Consider the following 14606-nt stretch of genomic DNA (forward strand, 5'->3'; position numbering starts at 1 on the left):
CCCGAGGAGCCACGATGGCCAGCGAGACCGCAGTGTCAGCACCACGAACCCCCCGTTCCGAGTCGGTCGCCGTCGACGACTACTCGCTCAGCCGAGTCCCGATGTCCGCGCGCTACGGCTGGTTCCAGGTCGCCGTGCAGCGCTTCGGGCAGATCTCGGCCCTGTCCCAGTTCCTGCTCGGTGCGACGCTCGGCTTCGGCATGAGCTTCTGGGATGCCTTCTGGGCGATCACCCTCGGCGCCGTGATCCTGGAGATCGTCTCGGTGCTCGTCGGCGTCATCGGTGTCAAGGAGGGCCTGAACACCTCGGTCATCGCCCGCTGGACCGGGTTCGGCAAGGCCGGCTCGGCGCTGGTCGGGCTGGCGATCGGGCTGAGCCTGATCGGCTGGTTCGGCATCCAGTCCGGCGTCTCGGCGGCCGGCCTCGTCGCGATCCTGCCGATCCTGCCCGCGTGGGCGTGGTCGCTCGTGTTCGGGCTGCTCGTCACCGCGATCGTCCTGCGCGGCTTCCACTCCATGCAGTGGCTGGCGAACGTCACCGTGCCGCTGTTCCTGGTGCTCGTCGGCTGGGCGGTCATCGTCGAGCTGAGCCGGCACTCGATCGCCGAGCTCGCCGCGCGTGCCCCGGCCGGTCCGGAGCTGAGCTTCGTCGCCGGCACCACCCTGGTGGCCGGCGGGTTCATCGTCGGTGCGGTGATCACGCCGGACATGACGCGCTTCAACCGGTCGGTCGGCGACGTCGTGAAGCAGACGCTGCTCGGCGTGACGCTCGGCGAGTACGTCATCGGCCTGGCCGGCGTCCTGCTCGCCCACGCCGTCGGCTCCGCGGACATCACCCGCGTGATCACCTCGAGCGTCGGCTGGGTCGGCATCCTCGTGATCCTGCTCGGCACGTTCAAGATCAACGACTGGAACATCTACAGCTCGAGCCTCGGCGTCACGAACTTCATCGACGCGGTGTTCGGCAAGCAGGTGAACCGCGGGCTCGTGACGCTCGTGATGGGCGTCGTCGGCTCGGTGCTCGCGGCGGTCGGGTTCCTCGGGGCCCTGACACCGTTCCTGTCCGTGCTCGGCGTCGTCTTCCCGCCCATCGCCGGGATCATGGTGGCCGAGTACTTCGTCGTGAAGCGCTGGCGCCGCGAGCTGAGCGACGCCGAGAACATCCCGGCGACCTCGCCCACCTGGGTGCCGGCCACCCTGGTCATCTGGGCGATCGCCTCGCTCGTCGGGTACTTCGTCGCCGTCGGCATCCCGTCGATCAACTCCGTGGTCATCGCCTTCGTGCTCTACGTCGTCGCCGGCAAGGTCGGGCTGATCCGCGGCGTCGGGGTCAGTCGGACCGAGGCCGCGCCGGCCCCGGCGTCGGCCCCAGCCACCCCTGCCGCCTGACGCAGGCTCCCCGAACGGCCGGTCGCGGCGTCGCGCACCTGATCCGCGTGACGGCGCGGCCGGTCCCCACGAACCACCAGCACCCACGAACCACCAGCACCCCCGAACGACCCCGCACCCGCTCCACCGCACCACCGAAGGGAACCCCCATGCGCATCGGCATCGACGTCGGCGGCACCAACACCGACGCCGTCCTGATGGACGGCAGCACCGTCCGAGCGGCGGTCAAGCGGTCCACCACCCCCGACGTCACCTCGGGCATCGTCGCCGCGCTCGACGGCCTGCGCGACCAGCACGCCTTCGGTGCCACGGACATCGACGGCGTGATGATCGGCACCACCCACTTCATCAACGCCCTGGTCGAGGCGCGCGGCCTCGCGCCGACCGCTGCGGTCCGCCTGGGCCTGCCGGCGACGGCGTCGTTGCCGCCGTTCACGGACTGGCCCGGGCACCTGGTGTCGGCCGTGCACGCGCAGCCGTTCCTCGCCCACGGCGGCCACGAGTTCGACGGCCGCGTCATCTCGGAGCTCGACCCCGAGGAACTCAAGCGGCACGCCGGAGCCATCGCGGCCGCGGGCATCCGGTCCGTCGCCATCTCGTCGGTGTTCTCCCCGATCAACGACGAGTTCGAGCAGCGCGCGCAGGAGATCATGGCCGCCGAGCTCGGGCCCGACGTGGCGTTCTCGCTGTCGTCCGAGATCGGTCGCATCGGCCTGCTCGAGCGCGAGAACGCGACGATCATCAACGCGGCGCTCCGTGAGCTCGCCGACCGCATCGTCGACGGCCTGTCCGGGTCGGTCACGGGCAGCGGCATCGACGCACCGCTGTTCCTGAGCCAGAACGACGGCACGCTGATGGACGTCGAGTACGCCCGTCGCTACCCGGTCGCGACGTTCGCGTCGGGCCCGACGAACTCGATGCGCGGCGCCGCGGTGCTGTCCGGCTTCGACACCTGTGCAGTCGTCGACGTCGGCGGCACGACGAGCGACGTCGGCGTCCTGACCGCGGGCTTCCCGCGGGAGGCCACCGGCGAGGTCGCCGTCGCCGGCATCCGCACGAACTTCCGGATGCCCGACGTGCTGTCCGTCGGCATCGGCGGCGGCTCCCGCATCCGCGAGGACGGCAGCGTCGTCGGACCGGACTCCGTCGGGTACCGCCTGACCGAGGAGGGTCTGGTCTTCGGCGGCACCACCCTGACCGCCACCGACGTGGCCGTCCGCGGTGGCCGTGGCGCGATCGGGGACCCGTCGCTCGTCGCCGGGGTGCCGGCCGAGGTCGCCGCCCGCGCGCTCGACGTCATCGCGGAGCGCGTCGCCGACATCGTCGAGCGGATGCGCACCTCGTCCGACCCGCTGCCCGTCGTGGCGGTCGGCGGCGGCTCGGTGCTGCTGCCGGACACCCTGCCCGGACTCGGCACCGTGCACCGCCCGGAGCACTACTCGGTCGCCAACGCCATCGGCGCGGCGATCGCGCAGGTCAGCGGCGAGGTCGACAAGGTCTACGCGATCAGCGACGGCCGCCGGTCGGCCGTGGTCGACGAGGCCCGGCAAGAGGCGGTCGACCGTGCCATCGCGGCCGGCGCCGACCCCGGCTCGGTCGACATCGTGGACTTCGACGAGGTCCCGATCCCGTACCTGCCGGGCAACGCGACGCGGATCCGCGCCAAGGCCGTCGGCGACCTGGCACTCGGGGCGCTGGTCCGATGAGCGCCACGCAGGCCGCGCCCCGCGCCGCCGCGCCCACAGCACCCCTCACCGCCATCGGCGCCGACTGCTCCGCCCTCGCCCGCGGCGCCGCGATCCTCGGCACCGGCGGCGGCGGTGACCCCTACATCGGACGCCTGCTCGCCGAGGCCGCCGTCCGCGCCCACGGCCCGGTCGACATCGTCCAGGTCGAGGACCTGCCCGACGACGCCGTGGTGCTCTCGGTCGCGATGATCGGCGCACCCACCGTGATGGTCGAGAAGCTGCCGTCCGCCGGCCAGTTCGCCGAGGCCATCCGCAGCCTCTCGGCGTTCCTCAACGTGACCCCCACCCACCTGGCCTGCATCGAGGTCGGCGGCGTGAACTCGACGACCCCGATCGTCGCCGCGGCCGAGCTCGGCCTGCCCCTGGTCGACGGTGACGGCATGGGCCGCGCCTTCCCCGAGGTGCAGATGGTGCTGCCGACCCTGTCCGGGGTCAGCGCGACACCGATGGCCCTGGCCGACGAAAAGGGCAACACCGTCGTCTTCGACACGGTGGACAACCGGTGGGCGGAGCGGCTCGCCCGCACGGCGACGGTCGAGATGGGCTGCTCCGCGATCACGGCGCAGTACGCCATGTCCGGCGCGCAGGTGAAGGAGTCGTTCGTCCGGGGCAGTCTGTCGCTGAGCGTCCGGCTCGGCGAGACGCTGGTCCGCGCACGCAGCGAGAACGCGGACCCCGTCACGGCGGTCACCGAGGTGCTCGGCGGCACGGTCGTGTTCGAGGGCAAGGTCGCCGACATCGAGCGCAAGACCGTCACCGGGTTCGCCCGTGGCACGGCCCGCATCGCCGGTTCCGGCAGCGACACCGGCCTGGAGGCGGTGCTCCGGTTCCAGAACGAGCACCTGCTGGTCGAGGTGGCCGGCCAGGTCCGCACCACGGCTCCCGACCTCATCATCACCCTGGACGCCGAGACCGGCGAGCCGATCACCACCGAGGCCCTGCGCTTCGGCGCCCGCATCCGGATCGTCACGGCACCGGCCGACGAGCGCTGGCACTCCCCGGACGGCCTGCGCCTGGCCGGCCCGCGGTACTTCGGCTACGACACCCCCGCGGTCCGCCACGACGGCACCACGAGCGCGGGCGAGACGAACACGGGAGCGAACCGATGAGCTGGATCCTCGACGTCGACGACCTGCCCGACCTGGCCCGCGGCGCCGCCCTGCTCGGCACCGGCGGAGGAGGCGACCCCACCATCGGGATGCTCCTGGTCCGTGCCGCGATCGAACAGCACGGCCCCGTCACGATCCTCGACCCGTCCGAGGTGCCCGACGACGCCCTCGTCATCCCGACCGCGCAGATGGGCGCACCGACCGTGGTGCTCGAACGCATCCCGGCCGGACCGGAACCCCTCGGCGCCCTCCGTCGGCTCGAAGCCCACCTGGGCCGGACGGCGACCGCGACGATGCCCATCGAGTGCGGCGGCATCAACTCGATGATCCCGCTGCTCGTCGGTGCCACCGGTGGCCTGCCCGTCGTCGACGCGGACGGCATGGGCCGCGCGTTCCCCGAGCTGCAGATGGAGACGTTCTCGGTCTACGGGGTCCCCGGCAGTCCACTGGCGATCAGCGACGAGAACGGCCACGGCGTCATCATCGAGACCGGCACGGACAACAAGAAGATGGAGTGGCTCGCCCGCGGGGTCACCATCCGGCTCGGCGGCGTCGCCTACATCGCCGAGTACGCCATGTCCGGCCGCCAGGTGAAGGAGACCGCCGTCCCACGCACGCTCTCCCTGGCACTCGCCGTCGGTCGGGCCATCCGAGTCGCCCGCGAAGCCCACCGCGACCCCATCGACGCGCTCGCCGAGGCCCTTGGCACGACGATCTACACGCACCTGCGCGAGCTGTTCGACGGCAAGGTCGTCGACGTCGAGCGCCGCACGGTCGACGGGTTCGCCCGCGGTCGTGCCACCGTGCAGGGGATCGACGGCTCCGAGCTCGAGCTCCGGTTCCAGAACGAGAACCTCGTAGCCCGGCGCGACGGGCAGCTCGTCGCCGTCGTGCCCGACCTGATCTGCGTCCTCGACGCCGAGACCGCCGAGCCGATCACCACCGAACGCCTGCGCTTCGGGCAGCGCGTCCGGGTCATCGGCATCTCGACCCCCGACCTGATGCGGACCCCGGAGGCGCTCGCCGTGTTCGGGCCGTCGTGCTTCGGGCTCGACGAACCGTTCGTCCCGGTCGAGGACCTGCACGAGCACGTCCGCCCGGCCGCCCCGGCCGCCCCGGCGGTCGGCTGACGAACGGCCGCGCGCCGACCCCTGCGCCCGGCCGACGCACCCGACCACAGCAGCAGAATGGACCCATGGACCAGGGTGAGCGGCGGGGCGGCGGCGTGACGGGCCTCCAGGCCGACGACGCGACCGTCTTCGGACGCGGCACCGCCCTGCTCGGCTGCGGTGGTGGCGGCCGCGTCGACCACATGGTCAGCGCACTCCGCTTCGCGCTCGGCGACCGCAGCGTGCCGGTCGTCGACCTCGACGACCCCGCGCTCGGCTCGGTGGTGGCCGTCGGGCTGATCGGGTCGACCACCGTGCTCGAGGAGAAGATGCCGAGCGGCGAGGAGCTGCCGGCCGCGCTCGCGGCGGTCGAACGCTGGACGGGCACCCGTGCCGACGCCGTCGTCGCCGCGCAGATCGGCGGCGTGACCGGACCAGCCGCGGCCCTCACCGCACACGCCGCCGGACTGCCGCTCGTCGACGCGGACCTGGTCGGCCGCGCGGTCCCGCGCATCGACCAGCTGTCGGTCTTCGTCGGCCCCACCACGACGGTCACGGCAGCGGCGGCCACCACGAGCGGCCTGCGGATCGTCGTCGACGCCCGGCACCCCCACGACGTCGAGACGGTCTGGCGCGAGGCCGTCTCGCACAGCGGTGGCTGGGCGGCCTTCGCGATCGGCCCGGTCCCGGTGGCGCTGCTGCGCGAGCGGGCCGTCGTCGGCAGCGTGCAGCGCGCCCTCCGGATCGGGCGTGCAGCGGGCGGCGCACGCGACGCGGCGGAACTCGCCGCGCTCACCGGCGGCCGGGTCGTCGCGCAGGGCCGGGTCATCGACGTGCAGCGCGAGGGGGACGCGCTCGCGTTCGTCCGCAGCAGCCTGGCCATCCGCGACGCCGACACCGGTGCGGTCGCCCGGGTCGAGGCGGGCAGCGAGTACGTGCACTGCCTGGTCGACGGCCTGCCGGTCGCCAGCACGCCGAGCGTGATCACCGTCGTCGACGCGCGCTCGCTCGCGCCGGTGGCGACCGACCGCACGCGGGTCGGCAACGAGCTCGCGGTGCTCGTGCTGCCGTCGGCACCGTGGTGGTGGGCGGACCCCGACCGCACCGCGCGCATGGGCCCGCGGGCGTTCGGCATCGACGCCGACGTCGTCCCCGAGGCCGTGGGCCAGGTGCTCGCGTGAACGCCGTCGGCGACCTGCTCCCGCTCCTGCCGGCCGGCACCCGCCTGCTCGTCGGCCCCGGCGGCACCGCGGTCCGGAGCGTCCGCGGGGTCGTGGGGACCCCCGACCAGGTCGGCCGGTCCCTGTCACAGGGCGACGACGTCGTCGTGCTGCTCACCCCGGTCGACCGCGCGGACGCGCGCTTCGACGTGCTGCTGCGCCGGGCGTCCGCGGTCGGCACCACCCTGCTCGTCGTCGACGGCGCCCTGGAACTCGGCCCCGGCACCACGACGCTCGCCGACCGGCTCGGCGTCGCCGTGCTCGCCACCCCGGACCCGTGGGCGACCTCGGTCCGCCTGCACGAACTCATCGGCACCGGGATGGGCCCGGCGGCCCGGGCCGCCCTCGACGCCTCCCGCGTCGCGCTCGACGCCGGCCCCGAACTCGACGACCTGTTCGCCCGGCTCGACCGGTCGCTCGGTCACCCGGTGCGGTTCCTCGACGCATCGGGCCTGGCGCTCCGCGGAGCGGCCGTCGACGACGCGGCCCGCGCCGTGCTCGTCCGCCGCGCCGGCACCAGCGATGTGCTGACCGCCGAGGGCATCGACGAGACGCTCGTGGCGATCCCGGTCGGCACCGGCATCGGACCGCGCGCCTGGCTCGCCGTCGGCCTGTCCGTGCCGATCGCCGCCGAACAGCAGGTGGTCGCGAGTGCCCTGCAGGTCGCCGCCGTCGCCGTCGGGCACCGGCTGCTGCTCACCCGGCTCGACGACGAGCGTGACGCCCGGTACCGGATGGCGATGCTCGACGAACTCCGCGCGGCCGACGGGGCGCCCACCCCGCAGCTCGTGCAGCGGACGATCGCCGCCGGGTGGCGGCTGGACGCCTGGCACGTCGGTGCGCGCGTGGTCGCGCGGCAGGGCGTCGACCTGGTCGCGCTCCGCCAGCAGGTCGACGCCGCGGTGCGCGCCGAGGGACTCGACGCGGTCGTCGTCGAACAGGCGGACGGCTGGGTGCTGTGGCTGTCGGAACCCGACGAACCCGGCCGGGAGGCAGTGGCCGACATCGCGGGTCGGCTGCGGCGCGCGCAGAACACGCTCCGCACCACCGTGGAGACCAACGTGGGCGTCGGCAGTCTGCAGGCGGGCCCTGCCGGGCTGGTCAGGACGCTCGGTGAGGCGGGCGACGCCGCCCGTCTGGCCGCCAGCCGTCCGGAGTCGGGGCACTTCGTGCACGTCGACCGGCTCGGGCTCGCGCAGCTGCTGCTCGCGTGGACGCAGACGGACACGTTCCTGCCGGCGTCGCGGCAGTTGCTCGCTCCGCTCGAACGCGGCGGCGGGGCGCTCCTGACGACGCTCGCCGCGTACCTGGACGCCGAGTCGTCGATCGCCGAGACCGCCGCGGTGCTCGGGGTCCACCGGAACACGGTGTCCGACCGCATCGCGCGGGTGGAGCGGCTGCTCGGGGTGGACCTGTCCGACCCGGAGACCCGGCTCGCCCTGCACCTGGCGACGCGGGCGCGGGCGGGGGAGGGCGACTGAGCGCGGGGTGTGTCAGCTGCGGCTGGTCTCGCTCGTCTTGTCGGTCTGGCTGGCCTTCTCGGTCTCGCGCTTCGTTGTCCCGCTCGTCGTGTCGGCCCCGCGGGCGGGCCGGGCGGCGGCACCGGTCTCGCGCGCCGCACCCGAGGCCAGGCCGGCCGCGATGATGAACACGAAGACGATCAGCAGCGCCCCGAGCAGGCCGATCTCCTCGCCGAGGAACCCGATCAGCGGCGGCCCGGCCAGGAACGCCACGTAGCCGATCGTCGCGACGGCGCTGACCTTGGCGGCCGCGGTGCGGGGGTCGTCGGCCGCGGCGGACATGCCCATCGGGAAGCCGAGGCTGGCACCGAGGCCCCAGAGCACGACGCCGACGATCGCGAGCGGCACGTTGTCGATGAAGATGAGCATGCCGAGGCCGACCACCGCGACGGCGGCGCTGATGCGCAGGATCGGTACGCGGCCGAACTTGTCGATCAGCGGGCTGCCGGCGACGCGGCCGGCGGTCATCGCAGCGAGGAACACCGTCAGCACGGCAGCACCGCCGGCGTTGTCGAGCCCGTGGCCGTCGATCATCGCGAGGGGCAGCCAGTCGTTCGCGGACCCCTCGGCCAGCGCCATGCCGAGCACGATCACGCCGATGAGCAGCGTCGAGGGCTGGGCCCAGACCTGCCAGCGGGTGAGCGGGGTCGCGACCGGGCTGGTGTCGGTCGAGACCGGCTCCTCGAAGCGGTGCTCGTCCTGGAACTTCGTGACGGCCACGAGCATGGCGGCGCTCGTGACGACCACGAGCACGATGAAGTGCCACGACACCGGGATCTCGAACCGCTCGGCCAGCGCACCGAGGCCGGCACCCGCGAGCGTGCCGAGGCTGAACGCGGCGTGGAACAGCGGCATGATCGTGCGTCCGCCGGCTTTCTCTGCCGCGGCGCCGGAGACGTTCATCGACACGTCGCACAGGCCGTTGCCGAAGCCGAACGCGATGAGCGCGATCCAGATGGCGGCGAAGCCCCACCCGAGCGTGACCGCGACCCCGGCGAAGACCATGCCGACCGCCAGGCACGCCGCGGCCACCTGCACGCCCCGACGGGCACCGAGCTTCGCGACGATGTGACCCGCGAAGGTCAGACCGCCGATGGAGCCGACGGCCATGCCGAGCACGAGCAGGCCCATCTCGAACGTGCTCGCCCCGAGGGAGTCGCGGACACTCGGGATCCGGCCGAGCCACGTCGCGATGTCGAGCCCGGACAGGGTGAACACCACGAACACCGCGATGATCCAGGCCCTGGTGGTCGGGACGGTGCGGGTGGACGGCGTCGTCATGGTGGTTCCCATCGTGCTGCGGTGCGCGTGGTGGTGCGCGTTCTGGTGCGGGTTCGTGCTGGTCATGCCGCTGTCGAATCGATTCGACTGCTTGTTCCGGCTACGCTAACGGGCGATGGACGAACCGGCAACAGCACCCGGCGCGTCGCCTCCCCGCAACGTCGCTGCTCGACGACCGCGCCCGACGCTCGCCGCGGTCGCCCGTGCCGCCGGCGTGGCGCCGTCGACGGCCTCACTCGCCTTCAGTGGTCTCGGCCCGGTGTCCGAGGACGCCAAGGCCCGCGTGCTCGCCGCCGCCGCCGACCTCGGGTACGGCGGCCCCGATCCCCGTGCCCGTTCGCTGCGCCGCGGTCGTTCCGGCGTCATCGGCGTCGTGATGGACGAGCGTCTGAGCGATGCCTTCCGTGATCCGGTCAACGTCCTGACGCTCGACGGCATCGCCGAGGTCGCGGGTGCCGCCGGTGCCTCACTGTTGCTCGTGCGGAGTCCGCTCGATGACGAGCAGGGTGCCGGCCCGCTGGTGGATGCCCCGATGGACGCCGTCGTGCTCGTCGGGTGCAACGTCCGGATCGACCCCGCCGTCGCCGTGCTGCGGCGTCGGCAGATCCCCGTCGTCGCGATCGAGGCGGACGAGATCGAGGGCGCTGTCCCCGTCCAGCTCGACAACCGCGATGCCTCACGCCGTGCCGCGGAGTACCTGCAGGGGCTCGGGCACCGGGACGTGACCGTCGTGACCCTGCCCCTCGATGCCGCACGCCGCCGTGGCCCGATCGACGCAGCCCGGCAGGCCGAGGGCATCGCCTTCACCACGCTCGAACGCCTGCGTGGTGTGCGCCAGGTCTACCCGGACGCCCTCGCGATCGAGACCGCAGGCAGCTCGGTGGAAGAGGGGCGTCTCGCCGGCACCGAGCTCTTCGCACCGGATGGCCCCCGCCCCACCGCCGTCATCGCCCAGAGTGACCTGATCGCTGTCGGGGTGATCTCGGCCGCACTCGATGCCGGACTCCGTGTCCCCGAGGACGTCAGCGTCGTCGGCTTCGACGGCATCACGGTGGACGACAGCCTGCTCCACCGCACCCCCATCCGGCGCCTGACCACCCTGGTGCAGCCCTTCGTGCAGAAGGGCCAGGCTGCAGCCCGTGCCGCCCTGGCCATGCTCGAGGGGGCGGAACCGCATCCGGCGTCGTTCACCTCGGAGTTGCGGGTGGGGGACACGACGGGGCCGCCGCCGGTTCCGGGTACCTGCTAACGAAGGCATCGCACCAGATGAGCGTGTGGCTTCGGAGTAGACCCTTGCACGGTCGTGCCATGGAAGCGCCTGGCGGACTCCAGAACGTCACTTCTCCGCCCCAGCGCGGATGTGACGCACGGGCATGCTCGATAACTACGCCACGTTGCCCCCGCTTCCTCGACGGAAGGTGTCTCGCAACGGAGCGCCCCGCGGCCCGTCGGTGACGCCCTCCAAGGCTGCTAGCAACATCGCCGGCTCCGGGGAGTGACGCTTCGCAGCCAGAGGATCACTCGAAGTCCTCGCGCGGGAAAGTTGAGAATCGGTTACCTTCAGTTCATGCTCTCCCACAACATCGCTAGTTTCGCCGGAGGGCTGAGCGCCAAGCTCGCCACTCGGTCACGACATGTCTGTACATTCTTCGGAGCCGGTACGTCTAAAGCATGCGGCTTACCAGATGTCGCTCTGCTTACGGAGAAAATCGTTGCTGGGCTGAAGGGTGAGCAGCGGGCAACGTTCACGCGGATGACGACGTCCCGTAATCTCGAGCAAGCGTTGAGTCGGCTCAGGCGAATTCAAGCTGTCGTCGAGGGAGACGACATCGTAGACGGGCTGACTAAGGATCAGGCGAGGGAACTTGATGTTGAAATTTGCAAACTCATCATCAGAGAACTTTCAGCGGCAGATACTCAGACGGTACCTGCACAAAAGCTAGCGGCTTGGGTTGCACGTGCTGACTACTCGCGCCCGGTCGAGATTTTCACGGTGAATTACGACTGTGTATTAGAGGCGGCTCTTGAGGCCGAGGGTGTTCCATACTTTGATGGCTTCGTCGGCACCTGGAAGGCCAGATTCCGGACTGACATGGTTGAGGCGTCATCTTCAGACCTAGGGACTCTGCTGCCGCCCTTTTTTGCTCGGTTGTGGAAACTTCATGGTTCGGTGAACTGGTCTTGGGACCAGGGACGACCTACCGGCGAGGTTCTACGATTGGGGACTACCGTTCCTGAGGATGAGATTGCAGCAATTTTCCCTTCGGATGCCAAGTATGAGGAATCCCGGCGTATGCCGTTTGTCGTTCTTCAGGACCGACTTCGACGTGCCCTCCATGAGCCGGAGACCCTCTTTCTTGTATCAGGCTACTCGTGGGCCGACGACCACCTCAACGAGCTTCTCTTTGAAGCTGCCGCACGTCGACCACGTTCGGAGATAGTAGTGTTTTGCTATTCGGACATTCCTGCGAACCTTGCAGAAAAGGCTGAGCAGACGCCGAATCTACAGGTGATCACCCAAGGCGAAGCCATTATCGGCGGACTTCGCGCCCCATGGGAAGGCCCCGATGAAGGAGTGACGCTGCCGCGGGACATCTGGGACGGAACTATCTGTGGTCTCGGAGATTTCGCCAATTTGGCGAGCTTCCTTTCGCGTAGCTCCTCGGCCTCTAGCTACGATAGTGCAGTCCAATCAGTCGGAGAATCAAGTGCCCGTTAAGGATGCAACGTATGTCGGCCGCGTGAGACATGTCCTTGGTTCGCAAGTGACTGTCGAATTAGACCCTGGGCTTGCTGGAATTGCCCCTATTTACAGAGGGCAGCTTCAGCAAATAGGTCAAATCGGTTCCCTTGTTCGCCTGCCACAGGGATTGGTTGATCTTATTGCGACGGTCACACTAGTCGGTATATCCGAACTGACCGCAGGCGCTGGCCCTCACGAACATTCGCCCGCAGGCGAGAGGTGGCTGCAGGTGCAGCTACTCGGCGAGGTGGACAGGGGCACGAGACAGTTTCGGCGCGGAGTCGGTTCTTATCCAGGTCTCGATGATCCCGTCCACTTCGCCCGAAGCGAGGAGCTTGTGTCGGTTTATCCTGATTCGTCGACGACGCATATCAGAATCGGACGTCTCTCTGCTGCCGACACGGTTCCTATCGCCCTCGATGTCGACAAGCTCGTCGTTCGACACTCTGCCGTCGTGGGTTCCACTGGGTCAGGTAAGACAAGTGCGGTCGCTTCACTTCTCCAGAAATTTACGAACGGGAAATGGCCGGCCGCGAACATCGTAGTTATCGACAGCCATGGGGAATATTCGCACGCGCTGGCCGACCATGCATCGGTGAAGTCCGTCCTCGGGAAACCAGAAGACCGCCTACATGTCCCATTTTGGGCGCTCCCCGCTGAAGACATTCTGCGAGCCTTTGTTGGATCGAATGCAGGTCAGACAACCCAAAAAGCATGGGCGACGCTAGTAGCGGAGGCGCGTCGCGATTTTGCCGATGCGGCAACTTGGTTGAGTCTTGATCCGCAGGCGATCACGGCAGATACGCCTGTACCATTCGATATTCGTGCAGTGTGGTTGCAACTAGATTCCGATAATCGAGAAACGCGTCGAACGAAGAGTGACCCCGATTCAGTCTGCTTGGAAGTGGCCGGAGACGCAAAAACGCTCACCGCGGCCGTATACACCCCACACGGGCCCGGGGGCGCCTCTCCGATGCAGGGACCCTCGTATGGTTGGCACGGGAGCACACCCGAACTTCTTCGCCTCGGGTTACTCGACCCTCGGCTCGCATTCATGTTGGAGCCAGCAGGGTCAATTGACGGTCCGGACCCACTCGTCGGCGCCATCGACTCTTGGATCGGAGGGAAACAACCTGTTTCGGTTCTTGACTTCAGCGGTGTACCTGACGCGGCCGCCGAGCTGGCTATCGGCGTCATTCTGAAGCTAATCTTCGATGTGGCTATACGGACCACCAATGGTAGTGACGGTATTGGTCGTCCTAGTCCGGTTCTTATCGTACTGGAAGAGGCTCATCGATATCTCGGCGACGTCGCTGCCCCGATTGCGCGAAACGCCGCGAATCGAATTGCGCGCGAGGGTCGCAAGTACGGCGTAGGACTTATGCTAGTAACGCAACGTCCATCGGATCTACCCGATACGGCCTTAGCGCAATGCGGAACTATCATCGCCCTTCGTTTGAGTAATAGCGCCGACCAAAGCAGGATTCGCACGGCACTACCGGACAGTGTGGCGGGGCTCTCGGAGACTCTTCCGTCGTTGAGGACAGGCGAAGCAATTATAAGTGGTGAAGCGCTCGTATTACCGACCCGGGCTGTTCTAGACCGCCCGAACCCGTTGCCTCTCGCTGAAGATCCGTCTCTCGCGCCGTGGCGAGATAATTTGGGAACTCGAAATGTTAGTAGCGCCTTAGCTAAGTGGCGCGGCGTCTATGAGGAGGAAGTAAAATGACTTTAGACTGGCGCCCAGTAGAATCCGTAAGGATTGTCGCCGAAGCATATGACCCGGACACAGAGACGATCTACGTAGAATTCCCTAAGGGTGGCGTCCAATGGTGGTACGCTGCATGCCCGCCGGATGTTTGGGAGCAGTTTACGGCAGATGGTCAATCCCGCGGTCAATTCATCCACCAGGTCTTGAATAATAAGCCGAACGGTCGTTTTGGTTGAATCGAGACCCCGGTGAGGTTTTAAGTTCACCCAGTCAGTAATTTTGCGGGAAGCGAGAGCTGCGCCAAAAGCTTTCTGCTCAGCGTTAAGTCGCTCGGCAGTCGGGCTGAGATAGGAGAGAGCTGGCGGTGGGCGCTCCGCAAGGGTGCTCCGCGCTCTCATGGTTGCCGAAGTGGAGCGGAACTTCACGCCACCGGCGTCGGTTTGGGGATGGGTGCCGCGGTCTCCGCGGAGGCCCGCGGACCGCGCATCCCGGCGATTTGCCCCCAGATCAGGGCTAGTCGGCATTGAATTGGGTCCCGGAGGCCTCTCGACAATGGATCATGAGCGAGACCCTAGGGAGGGGCACATGGGGATCTCGATCCGCAAGAGTGTGAAGGCGGGGCCGCTGCGGTTCAACCTGTCGAAGTCAGGCATCGGCGTCAGCGCCGGCTTGCCGGGGCTCCGTGTTGGTTCCGGACCCCGAGGGAACTACGTACGGGTTGGTTCCAGTGGAGCGATGTACCTGTCATCCGAACCCGCGCGTAGTAGCTCCAGAGTT

11 protein-coding genes and 1 pseudogene are annotated in these 14606 nt (G+C 69.0%); 11 read left to right on the forward strand and 1 reads right to left on the reverse strand.

Features of this window, described 5'->3' with window-relative positions; translation table 11 throughout:
• Positions 1–14 precede the first annotated feature (14 nt).
• The 6 genes from OE229_RS03170 to OE229_RS03195 all read left to right on the forward strand — a co-directional run bounded on the left by OE229_RS03170 (position 15) and on the right by OE229_RS03195 (position 8055).
• Positions 15–1388, forward strand: a complete 1374-nt coding sequence (locus OE229_RS03170; protein WP_262139706.1) for a purine-cytosine permease family protein — start codon at positions 15–17, stop codon at positions 1386–1388.
• Between the two features lie 149 nt (positions 1389–1537).
• Positions 1538–3094, forward strand: coding sequence for a hydantoinase/oxoprolinase family protein (locus OE229_RS03175; protein WP_262139708.1), 1557 nt, complete (start codon positions 1538–1540; stop codon positions 3092–3094).
• Entirely contained in the window at positions 3091–4245 is a 1155-nt protein-coding gene (locus OE229_RS03180; protein WP_262139709.1) for a DUF917 domain-containing protein, read from the forward strand. Before OE229_RS03175 ends, OE229_RS03180 begins: the two co-directional genes overlap by 4 nt.
• A complete protein-coding gene (locus tag OE229_RS03185; RefSeq protein ID WP_262139710.1) occupies positions 4242–5375 on the forward strand; it encodes a DUF917 domain-containing protein in 1134 nt (377 codons plus the stop codon). Before OE229_RS03180 ends, OE229_RS03185 begins: the two co-directional genes overlap by 4 nt.
• 65 nt (positions 5376–5440) lie before the next feature.
• Positions 5441–6535, forward strand: coding sequence for a DUF917 domain-containing protein (locus tag OE229_RS03190; RefSeq protein WP_262139711.1), 1095 nt, complete (start codon positions 5441–5443; stop codon positions 6533–6535).
• Entirely contained in the window at positions 6532–8055 is a 1524-nt protein-coding gene (locus OE229_RS03195) for a helix-turn-helix domain-containing protein (protein ID WP_262139712.1), read from the forward strand. The genes OE229_RS03190 and OE229_RS03195 overlap by 4 nt, the downstream gene beginning before the upstream one ends.
• 12 nt (positions 8056–8067) lie before the next feature.
• Here OE229_RS03195 and OE229_RS03200 read toward each other — a convergent pair whose 3' ends face one another.
• Complete coding sequence (locus OE229_RS03200) at positions 8068–9441, reverse strand: MFS transporter (protein WP_262139713.1); 1374 nt, start codon at positions 9439–9441, stop codon at positions 8068–8070.
• Positions 9442–9490: 49 nt separating this feature from the next.
• Between OE229_RS03200 and OE229_RS03205 the strand changes: the two genes are divergently transcribed.
• From OE229_RS03205 to OE229_RS18120, 5 genes and pseudogenes are all read left to right on the forward strand, one after another.
• A complete protein-coding gene (locus OE229_RS03205; protein WP_263345006.1) occupies positions 9491–10624 on the forward strand; it encodes a substrate-binding domain-containing protein in 1134 nt (377 codons plus the stop codon).
• Between the two features lie 318 nt (positions 10625–10942).
• Positions 10943–12094, forward strand: coding sequence for an SIR2 family protein (locus tag OE229_RS03210; protein WP_262139716.1), 1152 nt, complete (start codon positions 10943–10945; stop codon positions 12092–12094).
• Positions 12095–12455: 361 nt separating this feature from the next.
• The gene (locus OE229_RS18110) at positions 12456–13847 is read left to right on the forward strand and encodes an ATP-binding protein (RefSeq protein WP_369076263.1); all 1392 of its coding nucleotides are present in this window, start codon (positions 12456–12458) and stop codon (positions 13845–13847) included.
• On the forward strand, positions 13844–14065 hold the full coding sequence (locus OE229_RS18115) for a KTSC domain-containing protein (protein ID WP_369076259.1): 222 nt from the start codon (positions 13844–13846) through the stop codon (positions 14063–14065). Before OE229_RS18110 ends, OE229_RS18115 begins: the two co-directional genes overlap by 4 nt.
• Before the next feature lie 349 nt (positions 14066–14414).
• Positions 14415–14549, forward strand: a pseudogene (locus tag OE229_RS18120) (DUF4236 domain-containing protein); the annotation flags it as partial.
• Positions 14550–14606 lie beyond the last annotated feature (57 nt).

It is taken from the genome of Curtobacterium poinsettiae, from assembly GCF_025677645.1.
Taxonomy (GTDB): Bacteria; Actinomycetota; Actinomycetes; order Actinomycetales; family Microbacteriaceae; genus Curtobacterium; species Curtobacterium poinsettiae_A.

What these genes read in the sequence shown, in the direction of transcription:
- OE229_RS03170 (WP_262139706.1), top strand. Translation starts at nt 15, where the DNA reads ATGGCCAGCGAGACCGCAGTGTCAGCACCACGAACCCCCCGTTCCGAG.
- OE229_RS03205 (WP_263345006.1), top strand. Translation starts at nt 9,491, where the DNA reads ATGGACGAACCGGCAACAGCACCCGGCGCGTCGCCTCCCCGCAACGTC.
- OE229_RS18115 (WP_369076259.1), top strand. Translation starts at nt 13,844, where the DNA reads ATGACTTTAGACTGGCGCCCAGTAGAATCCGTAAGGATTGTCGCCGAA.
- OE229_RS03175 (WP_262139708.1), top strand. Translation starts at nt 1,538, where the DNA reads ATGCGCATCGGCATCGACGTCGGCGGCACCAACACCGACGCCGTCCTG.
- OE229_RS03180 (WP_262139709.1), top strand. Translation starts at nt 3,091, where the DNA reads ATGAGCGCCACGCAGGCCGCGCCCCGCGCCGCCGCGCCCACAGCACCC.
- OE229_RS03185 (WP_262139710.1), top strand. Translation starts at nt 4,242, where the DNA reads ATGAGCTGGATCCTCGACGTCGACGACCTGCCCGACCTGGCCCGCGGC.
- OE229_RS03210 (WP_262139716.1), top strand. Translation starts at nt 10,943, where the DNA reads ATGCTCTCCCACAACATCGCTAGTTTCGCCGGAGGGCTGAGCGCCAAG.
- OE229_RS03190 (WP_262139711.1), top strand. Translation starts at nt 5,441, where the DNA reads ATGGACCAGGGTGAGCGGCGGGGCGGCGGCGTGACGGGCCTCCAGGCC.
- OE229_RS03200 (WP_262139713.1), bottom strand. Translation starts at nt 9,441, where the DNA reads ATGACCAGCACGAACCCGCACCAGAACGCGCACCACCACGCGCACCGC.